Source organism: Blastococcus sp. SYSU D00922 (assembly GCF_054050495.1).
Map to the genome: position 1 here is coordinate 242,596 of NZ_JBJGZL010000003.1, position 16,489 is coordinate 259,084.

The following is a 16,489-nucleotide window of genomic DNA, read 5'->3' on the forward strand; positions in this document are numbered from 1 at the left end:
TTCTGTACAGAAAGTCCCTCAGCGGGAGGCGGCGATGAGCTCCGCGATCTGGACGGTGTTGAGCGCCGCGCCCTTGCGCAGGTTGTCGTTGCTGACGAACAGCACCAGGCCGCGACCGCCCTCGACGCTCTGGTCCTGGCGGATCCGGCCGACGTAGCTCGGGTCCTTGCCCGCCGCCTGCAGCGGGTTCGGGACGTCGGACAGCTCGACCCCGGGCGCGGTCGACAGCAGCTCGGTGGCCCGCTCGACGCTCAGCGGCCGCGCGAACTCGACGTTCAGCGACAGCGAGTGCCCGGAGAAGACCGGCACGCGCACGCACGTGCCGGAGACCCGCAGGTCGGGGATGCCGAGGATCTTGCGGCTCTCGTTGCGGAGCTTCTGCTCCTCGTCGGTCTCGAACGAGCCGTCGTCCACGACCGAGCCGGCCATGGGCAGCACGTTGAACGCGATCGGGGCGACGTACTTGACCGGGTCGGGGAAGGCCACGGCCGAGCCGTCGTGGGTCAGGGCGTCGGCCTTGTCGACGACGGCCTTGGCCTGCCCGTGCAACTCCTCGACGCCGGCGACGCCGCTGCCGGAGACCGCCTGGTAGGTGCTGGCGACGATGCGGACCAGCTGCGCCTCGTCGTGCAGCGGCTTGAGCACCGGCATCGCCGCCATGGTGGTGCAGTTCGGATTGGCGATGATCCGGCCGGAGGCCTTGGCGATGTCGCCGGGGTTGACCTCGCTGACCACCAGGGGGATCTCCGGGTCGCGGCGGAAGGCCGAGCTGTTGTCGATGACCGTCACGCCGGCGGCGGCGAAGCGTGGCGCCTGCGCGCGCGAGGTGGTGGCACCCGCGGAGAAGATGGCGATGTCCAGACCGGTCGGGTCGGCGGTCGCGGCGTCCTCGACGGTGATCTCGCCGCCCGCCCACGGCAGGGTGGAGCCGGCCGAGCGCGCGGAGGCGAAGAAGCGGAGCTCGGCCAGCGGGAACTCCCGCTCGGCGAGGATGTCGCGCACGACGCGGCCCACCTGGCCGGTCGCGCCCACGATGCCGACCCGCAGGCCGCTGTCACTGAACGAGCTCATCGCCCCGTCCCTCCGTAGACGACGGCCTCGACGTCGGAGCCGAGGTCGAACGCGTCGTGCACCGCGCGGACGGCGATGTCGACGTCGGTGTCGCGGCAGACCACGGAGATGCGGATCTCCGAGGTGCTGATCAGCTCCAGGTTGACGCCCGCGTCGGCGAGCGCGCCGAAGAACTTGGCCGACACGCCGGGGTGCGAGCGCATGCCCGCGCCGACCAGCGACACCTTGCCGATGTGCTGGTCGAACTCCACGTCGGTGTACCCGACGGTGTGCTTGACCTTCTCCAGGGCCGCGATCGCGGCAGGGCCGTCGCTCTTGGGCAGCGTGAAGGAGATGTCGGCGAGCTTGCTGGCACCGGCCGACACGTTCTGCACGATCATGTCGATGTTGATCTCGGCGTCCGCGAGCACGCGGAACAGCTGCGCCGCCTCGCCCGGCCGGTCGGGCACCCCGTAGACGGTGATCTTGCCTTCGGAGCGGTCGTGCGCGACGCCCGTGATGATCGCCTGTTCCACCGGGAGGTCCTCCATCGAGCCGGACACGATCGTGCCGGGAAGGTGTGAGTAGGAGCTGCGGACGTGCACGGGGATGCCGTAGCGGCGGGCGTACTCGACGCAGCGGAGCATGAGCACCTTGGCCCCGGAGGCGGCGAGCTCGAGCATCTCCTCGTAGGTGATGGTGTCCAGCCGCTGGGCGTTCGGGACGATCCGCGGGTCGGCGGTGAAGACGCCGTCGACGTCGGTGTAGATCTCGCAGACGTCGGCACGCAGGGCGGCGGCGACGGCGACGGCGGTGGTGTCGGAGCCGCCGCGGCCGAGCGTGGTGATGTCCTTGGTGTCCTGGCTGACGCCCTGGAACCCGGCGACGATGACGATCGAGCCCTCGTTCAGCGCGTCGCGCAGCCGGCCCGGGGTCACGTCGATGATGCGGGCCTTGCCGTGGCTGGACGTGGTGATGACGCCGGCCTGCGACCCGGTGAACGAGCGCGCCTCGTAGCCGTGGGTGGAGATCGCGATGGCCAGCAACGCCATGGAGATCCGCTCGCCGGCGGTGAGCAGCATGTCGAGCTCGCGACCGGGCGGGTCGTCGGTGATCTGGCCGGCCAGATCGAGCAGTTCGTCGGTGCTGTCGCCCATCGCGGAGACGACCACGACGACGTCGTCGTCGTTCTTCTTCGCGCTGACGATCCGCTCGGCGACACGCTTCATGTGCTCTGCGGAGGCGACGGAGGAACCGCCGTACTTCTGGACGACGAGGGCCACGGGTCCACAGGCTACCGATGTGGCTGCTCGGCCCGGTGGTTGCGTCCCCGGGAGCAGCGCGTTGTGATCATGCGGTGGACGACCCCGAGCAGTGGATGCTGACCGGCGAGGAGCGCGGGAACCCGCACACCGACCTCCCCGCGTGGACCGCCGGCAACCTCGCCGAGCCGCTCCTGCACGGCAGCACCTACTTCGACCGGCTGGTCGACGAGGTCCGAGCGCTGAACGCCGGGGACCACCTCTTCTTCACCGACTGGCGTGGCGACCCGGACGAGAAGCTCCGCGACGAGGGACCCACCGTGGCGGAGCTGTTCTCCGAGGCGGTGCAGCGCGGGGTGTGCGTGCGGGGCCTGGTGTGGCGCTCGCACATGCAGCAGCTGTCGCTGAACAAGGAGTCCAACCGTGCGCTGGACCGGGAGGTGGAGCACGGCGGTGGTGAGGTGATCCTGGACCAGCGGATCCGCCGCATGGGCAGCCACCACCAGAAGCTGGTGGTGCTCCGCCACGACGAGGCACCCGAGAAGGACATCGCCTTCGTCGGCGGGATCGACCTCTGCTACTCCCGCCGCGACGACGCCGACCACGGCGGTGACCCGCAGGCGCTGTCGATGTCGGCCGCCTACGGGGACAACCCGCCCTGGCACGACGTCCAGCTGCAGATTCGCGGGCCGGCGGTGCACGTCCTCGACACGGTGTTCCGGGAACGCTGGGACGATCCCAACAGCCCCGACGAGGACCACCCCCTCGCCTGGATCCACGACAAGCTGCACCACGCGCGGATGCACGCCGACCCGCTGCCGCCGCAGCTCCCGCCGCCACCGCGGTGCGGGCCGCACTACGTGCAGAACCTGCGCACCTATCCCGCGATCCGGCCGCCCTACGACTTCGCGCCGGACGGCGAGCGGTCCGTGGCGCGCGGCTACACGAAGGCGATCAAGCGGGCCCGGCGGCTCGTCTACCTCGAGGACCAGTACATGTGGTCGGCCGAGGTGGCGCGGCTGTTCGCCGAGGCGCTGCGGGACCACCCCGACCTGCACCTCGTCGTCGTGGTGCCGCGGGTGCCCGACCAGGACGGCGCGCTGGCCGAGCGACCGCAGCTCGTCGGGCGGTGGCAGGCGATCGAGATGTGCCGGAAGGCGGGCGAGGGGCGCGTGCACGTCTTCGACGTGGAGAACCACGCGGGCACCCCGGTGTACGTGCACGCGAAGGTCTGCGTCGCCGACGACACCTGGGCGAGCGTCGGCAGCGACAACTTCAACCGGCGCTCCTGGACCCACGACAGCGAGCTCTCCAGCACCGTCCTCGACACGACGCGTGACCCCCGCGAGCCGCGGGACCCCGCCGGGACCGGCGACGGAGCCCGGACCTTCGCCCGCGACCTGCGACTGGCCCTGGCGCGCGAGCACCTCGACCTGGCCGCCGACGGGAGCGAGGACGACCTCGTGCTCGACCCCGAGCGCTTCATCGCCACCCTGACCGAGCGCGCCGAGGCCCTGGACGCCTGGCACGAGGGCGGTCGGCAGGGCACCCGGCCCCCGGGGCGGCTGCGGCCCCACCACGCCGAGCGGCTGCCCTGGTACACCCGGCTCTGGGCGACCCCGGTCTACCGCCTCGTCGACGACCCCGACGGCCGCCCGCTACGCCTGCGGCTGCAGAAGAGGTTCTGACCGCACCGGCGCGCCCTCCGCCCGAGCACCTCAGGACCACGTTCCCCGAAGCTCTGCCTCTGCTTACCCCTGTAATCAGAGGCAGAGCTTCCGGAGATCCCTGGTGCGCTGACCAGTCCTGCGTCCACAGACCGCCCGGAGACTCATCTGCTGCGCCCAGCACGGCGCACCAACCTTGTCGTGGACAGCCCGTTCGACCTGTGCGGGGCCCTGCGACGCATCCGTCGCGTCGCGGACCTCTCCCAACGCGAGCTGGCCGACGCCGCTGGGATCCCTCCCTCGACACTGGCGCACGCGGAGTCCGGAACCCGCGATCTGGGAGTCGGCTCGCTGGCCCGAGCAGCCGCCGTCGCGGGGCTGCGCCTCACTGTCGTCGACAGCTCCGGTGCAGAGGTCGGGCCCATGTCAGCAGGTGCCGTCCGGGACCTGGGCGGCCGCCGGTTCCCCGCCCATCTCGACACGGCGCGCAGCGACGAGGCCCTCAGGCTGGACGGACCCCGGAGGGACCGCCCGGAGACCTCGTTCACGTACGGCAGGGACCGCGGCGCCCGTGACGCATGTCGTCGCGTGGCGGGCACCCCTCCCGACCACCACGCACGTGTTCCCGGCGACTCCCCCGCCGGCCGCCGGGAGGAACGGCGGCGTGCGGCTGCCCAGGCCCGGGACGACGAACGCCGGCGTCGCTTCGTCGCGGGCGAATCTCGCCGCCTGCCCGAGCCGTTCGTGTGCACCTGCCCGCCCGGCTGCGACGAGATGGACGACTGGTCGGGCCGCCCCGTGCACACCGAGGACTGCCCGTGTTCCTGCGATCTCGGCTGATCCGCTGCTACCGTGGGCACGTGCGCGGCAGCCTCCTGCTTATGAGCCGCGGCGAGGCCCTCTCCTAGGTCGGCCCCCTCGCCGCGGGTTTCGCGCGTTCCCGGCGCCGCTGACCGCCCCACCGGAGCTGAGTCCAGCCCGCGCCAGAGGAGCCTCATCGTGAACGAGCAGCACCCGCACGTACGCAACCCCCAGCAGCCCTCGCGGATGCCGATCCACCGCTACGCCCCCTTCACCCCCGTCGTCCTGCCCGACCGCACCTGGCCGGACACCGTCACGACGCAGGCCCCGCGCTGGTGCGCCGTCGACCTGCGCGACGGGAACCAGGCCCTGATCGACCCGATGACCCCCGACCGCAAGCGCCGCATGTTCGAGCTGCTGGTCCGCATGGGCTACAAGGAGATCGAGGTCGGGTTCCCCGCGGCCAGCCAGACCGACTTCGACTTCGTCCGCCAGCTGATCGAGGACGACCTGGTCCCCGACGACGTCACCATCCAGGTCCTCACCCAGGCCCGGGACGAGCTGATCGAGCGCACCTACGAGTCGCTGCGCGGCGCCAAGCAGGCGATCGTGCACCTCTACAACTCGACCAGCACCCTCCAGCGCCGGGTCGTCTTCGGCTCCGACCGCGCCGGCATCGTCGACATCGCCGTCCACGGCGCCCAGCTGGTGCGCAAGCTGGCCGAGCAGATGGGTGACACGGAGATCCTCTTCGAGTACTCCCCCGAGTCCTTCACCGGCACCGAGCTCCACTTCGCCGTCGAGATCTGCAACGCCGTCACCGACGTCTGGGAGCCCACCCCCGACCGGCCGACCATCCTCAACCTGCCGGCCACCGTCGAGATGGCCGAGCCGACGGTCTACGCCGACCAGATCGAGTGGATGCACCGCAACCTCGGCCGCCGCGACGCCGTGGTCCTGTCCCTGCACCCGCACAACGACCGGGGCACCGCCGTCGCCGCCGCCGAGCTGGGCTACCGCGCCGGCGCCGACCGCATCGAGGGCTGCCTGTTCGGCAACGGCGAGCGCACCGGCAACGTCGACCTGGTCACCCTGGGCCTGAACCTGTTCAGCCAGGGCATCGACCCGCAGATCGACTTCTCGGACATCGACGAGATCCGCCGCACCGTCGAGTACTGCAACCAGCTGGGCGTCCACGAGCGCCACCCGTACGGCGGCGACCTGGTCTACACCGCCTTCTCCGGCTCCCACCAGGACGCCATCAACAAGGGCTTCAAGGCACTCGCCGCCGACGCCGAGGCCGCCGGCAAGACCGTCGCCGAGATGCCGTGGGCCGTCCCGTACCTGCCGATCGACCCCAAGGACGTCGGCCGCAGCTACGAGGCCGTCATCCGGGTCAACAGCCAGTCCGGCAAGGGCGGCGTCGCCTACATCATGAAGACCGAGAACCAGCTGGACCTCCCGCGCCGCCTGCAGATCGAGTTCAGCGCCGTCATCCAGCAGCACACGGACGACGAGGGTGGCGAGGTGACCGCCCAGCAGATGTGGGCGGCCTTCAGCAACGAGTACCTGCCCGACCCGGCTGCACCGTGGGGCCGGTTCTCCCTCACCGGCCACCGGCACCAGGCGCACGGCGACAAGGTCGACGAGATGGTCGTCGAGCTCGTCGACAACGGCGTACCGGTCACCGTCGACGGCCGCGGCAACGGGCCGATCGCCGCGTTCGTCGACGCGCTGAAGAGCCTGGACGTCGACGTCCGCGTCCTCGACTACGCCGAGCACGCGCTGTCCTCCGGCGGCGACGCCAAGGCCGCCGCCTACGTCGAGTGCGCCGTCGGCGACCGCGTCCTGTGGGGCGTGGGCATCGACCCCAACATCGTCAGCGCCTCGCTGCGCGCCGTCGTCTCGGCGGTGAACCGGGCACAGCGGTAGAAAAGTCGTCGTCCGGGCGTCGGAGAACGCGACCGCCGGACGACGGAGGGACATGGGCAGCCCGGGATCGCGCGCGGTGGGACCACCGCCGGATCCCGGGCTGCTGTCGCTCTACGACCGCGCCCTGCCCGAGGTGTACGGCTACCTGCTCGCCCGGTGCGGCCAGCGCACCCTCGCCGAGGACCTCACCGCCGAGACGTTCCTCGCGGCCGTGGGCGCGACCGGGCCGGTCACGGTCCCGTGGCTGATCGGCACCGCCCGCCACAAGCTCGTCGACCACTGGCGGCGGCAGGAGCGGGAGCAGCGCACCCTGCGCCTCGTGGAGGGCGCCGAGGTGGACGACCCGTGGGACGTCCGCCTCGACGCGCTGCGGGCCCGGCAGGTCCTCGACGGGCTCTCCCCGCAGCACCGCGCCGCCCTGACCCTGCGCTACGTCGACGACCTGCCCGTCCCGCAGGTAGCCGCGCTCCTCCAGCGCACGGTGCACGCGACCGAGGCACTGCTCGTCCGCGCCCGCGCCGCCTTCCGACGCGCGTACGTCACCACCGGGGGCAGCGATGACTGACCCGTTCACCGGGCTGCGGCGGCCCGTCGAAGCCGTCGACCCCGACCCGGCGTTCGCCGCGACCCTCCGCGAGCGGCTGCGCCGCGCCCTGCTCCAGCAGTCCCCGTCCGCACCCAGCGCTGTGCCGGCCACCCACCCCACCACCCCAGCGAGGAGTACCGCCGTGTCCGCTCTGGTCCCCTACCTCGTGGTCCGTGACGCCCGGGCCGCCATCGCCTGGTACGCCGAGGCCTTCGGCGCGCACACCGTGGGCGACCCCTACCTCGACGGCGACCGCGTCGGGCACGCCGAGCTCGAGGTCGCCGGCGCCACCCTCTACCTCGCCGACGAGTACCCGGAGTACGGGTTGCAGGGGCCGGGCGACGGGAAGCCGCCGGTCTCCCTGCACCTGTCGGTGCCCGACGTCGACGCCGTCATGGACCGGGCCGCCGCGGCCGGAGCCACCGTCGAGCGCCCCGCGACCGACGAGCCCTACGGCCGCGGCGGCAGGCTCATCGACCCCTACGGCCACCGCTGGATGGTGCAGAGCGCACCGGCCGCGGCCGGGCCCGCACCCAAGCCCGGCGACGCCGTCTACCTGACGCTGCAGGTCCCCGACGGCGCGCGTGCCCGCGACTTCTACGAGGCGGTGCTCGGCTGGTCGCTGGATCCTGGCCGGGTCGCCGACGGGTGGGAGACGCAGGAGCAGACCCCGATGATCGGGGTGCACGGCGGGCAGCACGAGGACACGGGCGTCGTGCCGATGTACGCCGTCGACGACATCGAGGTGGCGGTCGCCGCCGTCCGCACCGCCGGTGGGCAGGCCGGCGAGATCGAGCGGCAGTCCTACGGGCTCTCCGCGCTGTGCCGGGACGACCAGGGGCTGCCGTTCTGGCTCGGTCAGCTCGGCTGACGGTCCTCCGGTGCCTCGTCCTCGCGCCGGCTCTCGACCAGCGCCCGGGCGGGGTTCTCCGGCGGGGCGTCGGCCGGCTCGTCGCCCTGGTAGACGCTGTCGCGCCCCTCGGCCTCGCGCAGCTCGTCGACCAGCAGCAGGTCGCGGCGGACGTGCCGTCGGCGGTAGGCCACCCGGCTGATCATGTGCGCGCTGACCGGCGCGGTGAGCAACTGGAACGCCGCGACCAGCAGCAGCATCCAGGTGGCGGCCAGCCCGTGCAGCCGGATGGCGCCGCCCACCATGACCAGCAGGACGCCCAGCACCTGCGGCTTCGTGCCGGCGTGCATCCGCGACAGCACGTCGGGGAAGCGCACCAGCCCGACGCCGGCGGTCAGGCAGAGGAAGGCGCCGGCCAGCAGGCAGGCCACCGCGACCACGTCCGCGGCGGAGGACAGCCCGCTCATCGCCGCACCTCGCGTTCCTCGGCCGCCTCGGGCAGCCCCACGTCGGTCCCATCACCGGTCGCCGACTGCAGGAGCATGCCGCCGACGTAGCGGGCGATCGAGACCGAGCCGACGAACGCCAGGAGGGACACCACCACCAGCACCGGGACCACGGTCGGGTCGCGCTGCAGGGCGGCGTGCACCGCCAGGCTCGCCGAGATGATGACCAGCAGGGTGTCGGTGGCCACCACCCGGTCGAGCAGGGACGGCCCGCGGGCCAGCCGGATCAGGGCGAGCAGCGCGCCACCGCCCAGCAGGGTGTGCGCGACGACCTCGACGACGGTCACGACGCCGTCCCGACCGGAGGGGTGCCCGCCAGCGCGGCGATGTCCTCCGCCGTGCCGAACGCCCGCACGATCCGCTCCTCGGTGGCCAGCACGTCCGCCTTCTGCCGCTCGACGTCGTCGAGGTCGTCCGCGTGCAGCAGGTGCACCGAGATCAGCCGCTCCTCCCGGTCGAGGTCGAGCACGAGCGAGCCCGGGACGAGCGAGATCGTCTCGGACACGACGGTGAGCAGCAGGTCGGAGTCCGCCCGCAGCTGCACCCGGACGATGGCGCCCTGCCGCACCCCGCCCGGCCCCAGCGCTCGCCACGCCACCTGCGCGCCCGAGACGACGAGGTCGACCAGGAAGTGCCCGACGAAACGGATCAGCGGCAGCGGCCGGACGCGGCCACCCCCCACGACCGGAGGCAGCGGGAGCAGCAGCATCACCGCGAGGCCGACGGCGAGCCCGGACAGCAGGTTCGCCCACGACCAGGTCCCCCACAGCAGGATCCAGACGACGACCAGCCACGCCAGCAGGGGGAGCTGGTGCCGCAGCCGGGGTCCGGCGGGTTCGACGCTCACTCGCCCTCCTCCGCCGGCACCGGGTCGCCGAACACCGAGTCGACGTAGGGCGCGCGGTCCAGCAGGTCCACGGCCGCCCGTTCGGTGTAGCCGTAAAGCGGGCCGGCGACGAACGTCAGCCCGACGGTCACCACCACCATGGCGCCGGTGGCCGCGGCCATGACGCGCGGCAGGGGGCGCAGCGCGCGCACCCCGGCGGCGCGGGGCGCCGGCTGCGCCGTCCCCGCCGTCGCCACCTGCTCGTGCCGCTCCCACGCCGCCCGCCAGGCCGCCTGCCGCTGGCTGGGCTGCCCGTCCCCCGACGGCGCGGCGGCACCGGCCATCGCCGCCTCCCCCGCGTCGCTGGCCGCCGCCGCGGCGGTGTCGGCCGAGGGCTCCTGCGTCGGTGGGCGCCAGAACGCCCGCGTCCACACGCGGGCGACGGCGAGCAGCGTCAGCAGGCTGGTGACCACGCCGCCGGCGACGAGGGTGAGCGCCAGCGGGCCGCCGTCCGCGACGCCGGCCTCGAGCAGCCCCAGCTTCCCGATGAACCCCGACAGCGGCGGGATCCCGGCGAGGTTCATCGCGGGCACGAAGAACAGCACCGCCAGCAGCGGCGACCGGGTGGCCAGGCCGCCGAGCCGGTCCACCGACGTCGACCCGCCCTGGCGCTCGATCAGCCCGGCGACCAGGAACAGCGTGGTCTGGATGGCGATGTGGTGCGCGACGTAGAAGATCGCGCCGGCCAGCCCGGCCGCCGTCCCGAGGGCGATGCCGAACACCATGTAGCCGATGTGGCTGACCAGGGTGAAGGACAGCATGCGTCGGACGTCGGTCTGCGCGACCGCGCCGAGGATGCCCATCACCATGGTGGCGAGGCCGGCCCACATCAGCAGGTCGTCGAGCGCGCCGGACGGGAACAGCAGGGTCTGCGTGCGGATGATCGCGTAGACGCCGACCTTGGTGAGCAGGCCGGCGAACACCGCGGTGACCGGCGCGGGCGCCGTCGGGTAGCTGTCGGGTAGCCAGGCCGACAGGGGGAAGACCGCCGCCTTGATGCAGAAGGCGATGAGCAGCATCGACTGCAGGAGCAGCTGGGTGCCCTCCGGCAGCTGGGCCAGCCGGCCGGCGAGCTGCGCCATGTTCACCGTGCCGGTCGAGGCGTAGACCAGCCCGATCGCGGCCAGGAAGATCAGCGAGCTGGTCAGGCTGACGATCACGTAGGTGACCCCGGCCCGCACCCGGGGCGCGGACCCGCCGAGGGTGAGCAGCACGTAGCTGGCCATCAGCAGGATCTCGAAGCCGACGTAGAGGTTGAACAGGTCGCCGGCCAGGAACGCGTTGCTCACGCCCGCGATCAGCACCAGGAACGTCGGGTGGAAGATCGACAGCGGCGACTGCTCCGACCCGTCCGCCGACCCCTGGCCCACGGCGAAGACCAGGACGCCCAGCGCCACCGTCGAGGCGACCACCAGCATCAGCGCCGACAACCGGTCGACGACGAGCACGACGCCCAGGGGAACCGGCCAGCCGCCGACCGAGATCGACGCCGCCCCCTCTGCATCGGCCTGCACGAGCAGCAGGAGCGACACGACGAGGACCGCGGCCAGGACCAGCAGGCTCACCGCCCGCTGGGTGCGCGGGTGCCGGCCGACCAGGAGCGTGCCGGCGGCGCCGAGCAGCGGCAGCAGGACCGGCAGGGGAGCCAGGACCGAGATCACCGCGTCACCTCGTCCAGCGGCAGGTCGACGTCGTCGGCCAGGACCTCGCTGCGCCGGTGCCGGGTCAGGCTGTCGGCGTGCCCGGCGGGGCGGTCCTCCGGCGCGAGGTCGTCGGGGTCGAGCTCGTCGGCGTCGGTGGCCGACCGCCCGGCGACGCGGCGGTCCTCCTCGTCGGTGCCGATCGCCTCGTTGCGGGCCAGCGCCCACGAGCGGTGGATCATCGCCAGCACGAACGCCGCGACGCCGAAGGTGATCACGATCGCGGTCAGGATCAGGGCCTGCGGCAGCGGGTCGCTCATCTCGTCGGCCTCGGAGACCCCGAGGATCGGCGGCAGCCCGCCCGGGCCCGCCGACGAGAGCAGCAGCAGGTTGGTGGCGTTGCCCAGCAGCAGGAACCCGACGAGGACGCGGGTGAGGCTGCGGTCCAGCAGCAGGTAGACGCCGGCGGCGTACAGGCCCCCGATGATGACGGGCAGGACGACGGTGGGGGTCATCGCACGATCACCTCTCCGGGCTCGGCCTCGATGGGGTCGTCCTCGTCCTCCTGCCGGTCCAGCTCCGCGCCGAGGCTGCGCAGGATGTCGAGGACCAGCCCGACGACGATCAGGTAGACGCCGATGTCGAAGAACAGCGAGGTCACGAGCTTGACGTCGCCGAGGACCGGCAGCGTCGTCTCGAGGATCGCCGTCTGCAGCACCTCGGCGCCGAGCAGCAGCCCGGCGACGCCGGTGCCGCCGGCGAACAGGAGGCCGGCGCCGAGCAGCAGGCCGGGGTCGACCGGCGCGGCCTCGCCCAGCTCGTACCGGCCGCCGGCCAGGTACCGGAGCACCAGGGCGAGGCCGGCGACCAGACCGCCGGCGAAGCCGCCGCCGGGCTCGTTGTGGCCGGAGAACAGCAGGTACAGCGAGAACACCAGGATCGTGTGGAAGAGGACCCTGGTGATCACCTCGAGGACGACCGACCGCCGCTCCGGCGGGAGGGCGACGCTGGCGGCCAGCCAGCGCCGCCGGGGGGCGCGCCCGGCCGGGGTCTGCGGCTGGAGCCGGTCGGCGGCGTCGAGCCGGTCGACCCCGCCCGTGCGGCGGCGGAGGAACACCAGGCTCGCGACGCCGGTCGCGGCCACGACCAGCAGCGAGATCTCCCCCAGCGTGTCCCAGGCCCGGATGTCGACGAGGGTCACGTTGACGATGTTCTTGCCGCCCCCGAAGTCGTAGGCCTCCTCGGGGTAGTCGGCGGACACCGGCGTCGCCGTCCGCGTGGCGAGGGCGACCGCACCCACGGCACCCATGAGCAGACCCATCGCGATCGCGATGACCCCGCGCACCGCCCGTTCCCGGGGCCGGTGCCGCTCGGTGATGTCCTTGGGCAGCTTGCGCAGCACCAGCACGAAGGTGACCAGCGTGAGGGTCTCGACGAGGAACTGGGTGAGCGCGAGGTCCGGCGCTCCCTGCAGCGCGAACAGGACGGCGAGGCCGTAGCCGGTGACGCCGACGACGAGGACGACCGACAGCCGCTGCCGGATCCGCAGGGCCATGCCGGCGGCGATGAGCACGACGACGCCGACGAGCACCTGCACCGGGGTGTCCCACGCCCGCCACTCCCCGGGCCAGGGTGCCCGGGTCAGCAGCACCGTGCCGGGCAGCGCCAGGACGACGACGAGGATGGTGCCCAGGTAAGCGGGCAGCGATCCGCGCTGGGTGGTGCCGGTGACCAGCACCGACAGCCGGTCGACCCCCTGGACGACGTTCCAGTAGCCCTCGTCGGCCGACGCCCCCACGGCGAACCGCGCCTGCACCCGGTTGACCGGGCGACGGGCCGCGAACAGCGCCGCGCCGGCGAGCAGGCTGCCCAGCGACAGGAGCAGCGCGGGCTGCCAGCCGTGCCAGAGGGCGAGCTCCTCCGCCTCCGGCGCCAGCAGCGGCAGGGTCTCCGCGTACGCGGCGACGAGCGGCTCGAGCAGCGGGCTGGCCGGACCGAACACCACCCCGGCGAGGACCAGCACGGCCGGCGCCGCGAGGAACAGCGCGCCGGGTGGGTGGGCCAGCTCCACCTCGGGCACGTCCGGCTTGCGGGCGAACGCCCCCCACCAGAAGCGCAGCGTGTAGGCGGCGGTGAGGGCGGACCCGACCACCAGGACGGCGAGCTCCACCGTCGCCGCGGTCGCGTCGGGGAGGCCGCCGTCCAGCAGCGCGGTGAACGCCGCCTCCTTGCCGACGAAGCCGAGCATCGGCGGGACCCCGGCCATGGAGAGGGCGGCCAGCGCGCCGATGGTCGCGAGCACGGGCACGCGCCGGCCGAGGCCGGACAGCTTCCGCAGGTCGCGGGTGCCGGTGGCGTGGTCGACGACGCCGACGGTGAGGAACAGCGCGGACTTGAACAGCGCGTGGGCCAGCGTCATGGCCAGCCCGGCCGCGGCCATCTCGTAGCTGCCCGCGCCGACGAGCACCATGAGGAACCCGAGCTGGCTGACGGTGCCGAACGCGAGCAGCAGCTTGAGGTCGGTCTGCCGGATGGCCCGGTAGCCGCCGACGAGCATCGTGGCCCCGCCGAGCACGAGGACGATCGGCCGCCAGCCGGGCAGCTCGGCGAACCCGGGAGCGAACCGGGCGACCAGGTAGATGCCGGCCTTCACCATCGCCGCGGCGTGCAGGTAGGCGCTGACCGGCGTCGGCGCCTCCATGGCGGCGGGCAGCCAGAAGTGGAACGGCACCATCGCCGACTTGGTCACGGCGCCGGCCAGGACGAGGACGGTGCCGGCGACGAGGAACGGCCCGCTGCCCGGGTCGGCGACGACCTCGGACAGGAGGTAGCTGCCGCTGGACTCCCCGATCATGATCAACCCGACCAGCATCGCCAGCCCACCGGCGGTGGTCAGGATCAGCGCCTGGCTGGCCGCCCGCCGGGCCGCGAGCCGGCTGCCGCTGCCGCCGATCAGCAGGAACGAGAAGACGGTGGTCAGTTCCCAGAAGACGTAGAGCAGCAGCAGGTCGTCGGCGACCACCAGCCCGAGCATCGAGCCGGCGAAGGCGGTCAGGTTGCCGGCGAAGCGCGCCGTGCCCTCGTCCCCGGGCTCGAAGTAGCGGGCGCAGTAGACGAGGACGAGCGCGCCGACGCCGGTGACCAGGAGCGCGAAGGTGAGCGAGAGGGCGTCCAGCCGCAGCGCGATGTCGAGGTCGAGGGCCGGGATCCACGGCGTCGTCTCCCCGACCTCGCCGCCGCCGGTGACGGTCGCGAGCTGCGCGAGGAACCAGGCGCAGGCGGCCGCGGGGACCAGGGCGAGCGCGAGGAACGCCTGCCTCCCCCACCAGCGCACGAGCACGGGCGCGAGCACCGCGGCGACCAGGTGGGCGAGCAGGAGTACGAGCACGGGTCTCCGGGAGTCTCGAGGGGCTCGGGGACGACCACTGACTGAGTCGGACGACGGCCGGCGGTAGTGCCCAGGCTACCTTCCCGGCGTGACGAGCCCGCTCTCGTAGGCGAAGGCCACCGCCTGGACGCGGTCGCGCAACCCGAGCTTCAGCAGGATCCGGCTCACGTGCGTCTTCACGGTCGCCTCGCCGAGGTAGAGGCGTGCGGCGATCTCGGCGTTGGACAACCCGGCCGCGACCAGCGCGAGGACGTCGGTCTCCCGCTCGGTCAGTTCGGCGAGCGCCGCGGCCCGCGCCGGGTCGGGGGCCGGCGCGGACGCGTAGCCCTCGATGACGCGGAGCGTGACGGCCGGGTCGAGCAGCCCGTGCCCGGCGGCGACGGTGCGCACCGCCGTCACGAGGTCCTCGGGCGGGGCCACCTTGAGCAGGAAGCCGCTGACCCCGGCGCGCAGGGCGGCGGTCACGTACTCGTCCTCGTCGAAGGTGGTGAGGACGACGACGCGCGTGGGCAGCTCCGCGGCGAGGATGCGGCGGGCCGCCTCCAGCCCGTCCATGCCGGGCATGCGGACGTCGAGCAGCACGACGTCCGGCTGCTGCTCGGTGACGACGCGGACGCCCGCGGCGCCGTCGGCGGCCTCGCCCACGACCTCGATGTCCGGCTCGGCCGCCAGCACCATGCGCAGGCCGGTGCGCACCATCGCCTGGTCGTCGACCAGCACCACGCGGATCGTCACGCCACCACCGCCGGCTCCACCGCCGGCACGGGGAAGGCGGCGCGCACCCGGTAGCCGCCGCCCCGGACGGGGCCGACCTCCAGGCTGCCCCCGGCGACGGCCACCCGCTCGCGCATGTGCAGCTGGCCGTGGCCGCCGGACGCGGACTCCATCGAGCGGTCGGGCACCGGCAGCCGCCGCCTGCCGTCGTCGGTGACCGTGACCGCGACCCGGTCCGGCGCGTAGGCGACCTCGACCGTGGTGGCCGCTCCGCCGGCGTGCCGCAGCACGTTGGACAGCGCCTCCTGCACGACCCGGACGGCGGAGACGTCGACCAGCTGCGGCAGCTCGACCGGGTCGCCGGTGACCCGGAGGTCGATCTGCAGCCCACCGGCCCGCAGGTCGTCGAGGACCTCCCCGAGCCGGGAGAGGGAGGGCTGGGGCGCGGGGTCGCCGTCCGCCTGCTCGCGCAGGATGCCGACCACGCGGCGCATCTCGTCGACGGCCTCCCGCCCGAGCCGCTCGAGGCCGAGGAGGACCTCCTGCGCCTCGGGCTTGTCGGGCAGCAGCCGCCTCAGCCCGCCCATCTGAAGCACCATGACGCTCACCGAGTGGGCGACCGAGTCGTGCACCTCGCGGGCGATCCGCGACCGCTCGGCGACGACGGCGGCCTCGGCGATGGCCTCCTGCTGCGCGGCGAGCCGCCCGGCGAGGACCTGCAGCTCCCGTGAGCGGACCTGCATCTGCCGCACCAGCGTGCCGACGCCCCACGCCGCACCGGTGACCAGGAGGTAGAAGAACCCCTCCCACGGCGACGGGTTGAAGGCGAACCCCGCGACCAGGACGACGATCGTCGACACGACCGCGGCGAGCGCCCCCCGGCGGTCGGAGAGGACCGCGGCGGCGTGCCCGACAAGGATCCCCATGCCGATGAGCTGGGCGCCGCCGGGCCCGGGAGTGCCCAGGGCGTAGTTGCCGACCACGGTGAGCGAGCCCAGGACGGCCGTGACGGCCGGCCAGCGCGGGCAGACCGCGAGCAGCAGCCCTACCGCGACCCCGGGCAGCGAGGTGACCATGCCGGAGGGGCGGAACGTGTCGATCGCGGTCTCGACGACGGCCATGCCACCGAACACCAGCCCGACGGCCGGCCACAGCCAGCGGTCGCGCAGGCGGAGGGACGTCGTCCATGGCGGCATGGCGAGCACGC

Annotated in this window: 15 protein-coding genes; 5 read left to right on the forward strand and 10 right to left on the reverse strand. The window is 73.3% G+C overall.

The annotated features are described in order from the left end of the window. Window positions 1-18: 18 nt before the first annotated feature. Both ACI78T_RS06140 and ACI78T_RS06145 read right to left on the reverse strand, forming a co-directional pair. Complete coding sequence (locus ACI78T_RS06140; RefSeq protein WP_456557196.1) at window positions 19-1,071, reverse strand: aspartate-semialdehyde dehydrogenase; 1,053 nt, start codon at window positions 1,069-1,071, stop codon at window positions 19-21. Beyond that, on the reverse strand, window positions 1,068-2,333 hold the full coding sequence (locus ACI78T_RS06145) for an aspartate kinase (RefSeq protein ID WP_456557197.1): 1,266 nt from the start codon (window positions 2,331-2,333) through the stop codon (window positions 1,068-1,070). Before ACI78T_RS06145 ends, ACI78T_RS06140 begins: the two co-directional genes overlap by 4 nt. A 74-nt stretch (window positions 2,334-2,407) precedes the next feature. Between ACI78T_RS06145 and ACI78T_RS06150 the strand changes: the two genes are divergently transcribed. The 5 genes from ACI78T_RS06150 to ACI78T_RS06170 all read left to right on the forward strand — a co-directional run bounded on the left by ACI78T_RS06150 (window position 2,408) and on the right by ACI78T_RS06170 (window position 8,169). Then, window positions 2,408-4,000, forward strand: a complete 1,593-nt coding sequence (locus ACI78T_RS06150; protein ID WP_456557198.1) for a phospholipase D family protein — start codon at window positions 2,408-2,410, stop codon at window positions 3,998-4,000. 180 nt (window positions 4,001-4,180) lie between these two features. Next, window positions 4,181-4,819 (forward strand): helix-turn-helix domain-containing protein, encoded by a 639-nt coding sequence (locus ACI78T_RS06155; RefSeq protein WP_456557199.1) that lies wholly within the window; start codon window positions 4,181-4,183, stop codon window positions 4,817-4,819. 159 nt (window positions 4,820-4,978) lie between these two features. Continuing rightward, window positions 4,979-6,712, forward strand: coding sequence for a 2-isopropylmalate synthase (leuA, locus tag ACI78T_RS06160; protein ID WP_456557200.1), 1,734 nt, complete (start codon window positions 4,979-4,981; stop codon window positions 6,710-6,712). A gap of 52 nt (window positions 6,713-6,764) precedes the next feature. Beyond that, window positions 6,765-7,277 (forward strand): RNA polymerase sigma factor, encoded by a 513-nt coding sequence (locus ACI78T_RS06165; RefSeq protein ID WP_456557201.1) that lies wholly within the window; start codon window positions 6,765-6,767, stop codon window positions 7,275-7,277. Next, entirely contained in the window at window positions 7,270-8,169 is a 900-nt protein-coding gene (locus tag ACI78T_RS06170) for a VOC family protein (RefSeq protein WP_456557202.1), read from the forward strand. Before ACI78T_RS06165 ends, ACI78T_RS06170 begins: the two co-directional genes overlap by 8 nt. Here ACI78T_RS06170 and mnhG read toward each other — a convergent pair. The 8 genes from mnhG to ACI78T_RS06210 all read right to left on the reverse strand — a co-directional run bounded on the left by mnhG (window position 8,157) and on the right by ACI78T_RS06210 (window position 16,478). Then, entirely contained in the window at window positions 8,157-8,615 is a 459-nt protein-coding gene (gene mnhG / locus ACI78T_RS06175; protein WP_456557203.1) for a monovalent cation/H(+) antiporter subunit G, read from the reverse strand. The genes ACI78T_RS06170 and mnhG overlap by 13 nt on opposite strands. After that, complete coding sequence (locus tag ACI78T_RS06180; protein ID WP_456557204.1) at window positions 8,612-8,941, reverse strand: monovalent cation/H+ antiporter complex subunit F; 330 nt, start codon at window positions 8,939-8,941, stop codon at window positions 8,612-8,614. The genes mnhG and ACI78T_RS06180 overlap by 4 nt, the downstream gene beginning before the upstream one ends. After that, window positions 8,938-9,501 (reverse strand): Na+/H+ antiporter subunit E, encoded by a 564-nt coding sequence (locus ACI78T_RS06185; protein WP_456557205.1) that lies wholly within the window; start codon window positions 9,499-9,501, stop codon window positions 8,938-8,940. The genes ACI78T_RS06180 and ACI78T_RS06185 overlap by 4 nt, the downstream gene beginning before the upstream one ends. After that, window positions 9,498-11,201, reverse strand: coding sequence for a Na+/H+ antiporter subunit D (locus ACI78T_RS06190; protein WP_456557206.1), 1,704 nt, complete (start codon window positions 11,199-11,201; stop codon window positions 9,498-9,500). Before ACI78T_RS06190 ends, ACI78T_RS06185 begins: the two co-directional genes overlap by 4 nt. After that, on the reverse strand, window positions 11,198-11,695 hold the full coding sequence (locus tag ACI78T_RS06195) for a Na(+)/H(+) antiporter subunit C (RefSeq protein WP_456557207.1): 498 nt from the start codon (window positions 11,693-11,695) through the stop codon (window positions 11,198-11,200). Before ACI78T_RS06195 ends, ACI78T_RS06190 begins: the two co-directional genes overlap by 4 nt. Then, on the reverse strand, window positions 11,692-14,568 hold the full coding sequence (locus tag ACI78T_RS06200; RefSeq protein ID WP_456557208.1) for a Na+/H+ antiporter subunit A: 2,877 nt from the start codon (window positions 14,566-14,568) through the stop codon (window positions 11,692-11,694). The genes ACI78T_RS06195 and ACI78T_RS06200 overlap by 4 nt, the downstream gene beginning before the upstream one ends. A gap of 75 nt (window positions 14,569-14,643) precedes the next feature. Next, a complete protein-coding gene (locus ACI78T_RS06205) occupies window positions 14,644-15,303 on the reverse strand; it encodes a response regulator (RefSeq protein ID WP_456557209.1) in 660 nt (219 codons plus the stop codon). After that, window positions 15,300-16,478 (reverse strand): sensor histidine kinase, encoded by a 1,179-nt coding sequence (locus ACI78T_RS06210; RefSeq protein ID WP_456557210.1) that lies wholly within the window; start codon window positions 16,476-16,478, stop codon window positions 15,300-15,302. Before ACI78T_RS06210 ends, ACI78T_RS06205 begins: the two co-directional genes overlap by 4 nt. Between the last annotated feature and the right edge of the window lie 11 nt (window positions 16,479-16,489).

Bases quoted from the DNA above. Each gene is read 5' to 3' on its own strand.
- ACI78T_RS06140 (WP_456557196.1), bottom strand. From the start codon at position 1,071: ATGAGCTCGTTCAGTGACAGCGGCCTGCGGGTCGGCATCGTGGGCGCG.
- ACI78T_RS06165 (WP_456557201.1), top strand. From the start codon at position 6,765: ATGGGCAGCCCGGGATCGCGCGCGGTGGGACCACCGCCGGATCCCGGG.
- ACI78T_RS06170 (WP_456557202.1), top strand. From the start codon at position 7,270: ATGACTGACCCGTTCACCGGGCTGCGGCGGCCCGTCGAAGCCGTCGAC.
- mnhG (WP_456557203.1), bottom strand. From the start codon at position 8,615: ATGAGCGGGCTGTCCTCCGCCGCGGACGTGGTCGCGGTGGCCTGCCTG.
- ACI78T_RS06195 (WP_456557207.1), bottom strand. From the start codon at position 11,695: ATGACCCCCACCGTCGTCCTGCCCGTCATCATCGGGGGCCTGTACGCC.
- ACI78T_RS06210 (WP_456557210.1), bottom strand. From the start codon at position 16,478: ATGCCGCCATGGACGACGTCCCTCCGCCTGCGCGACCGCTGGCTGTGG.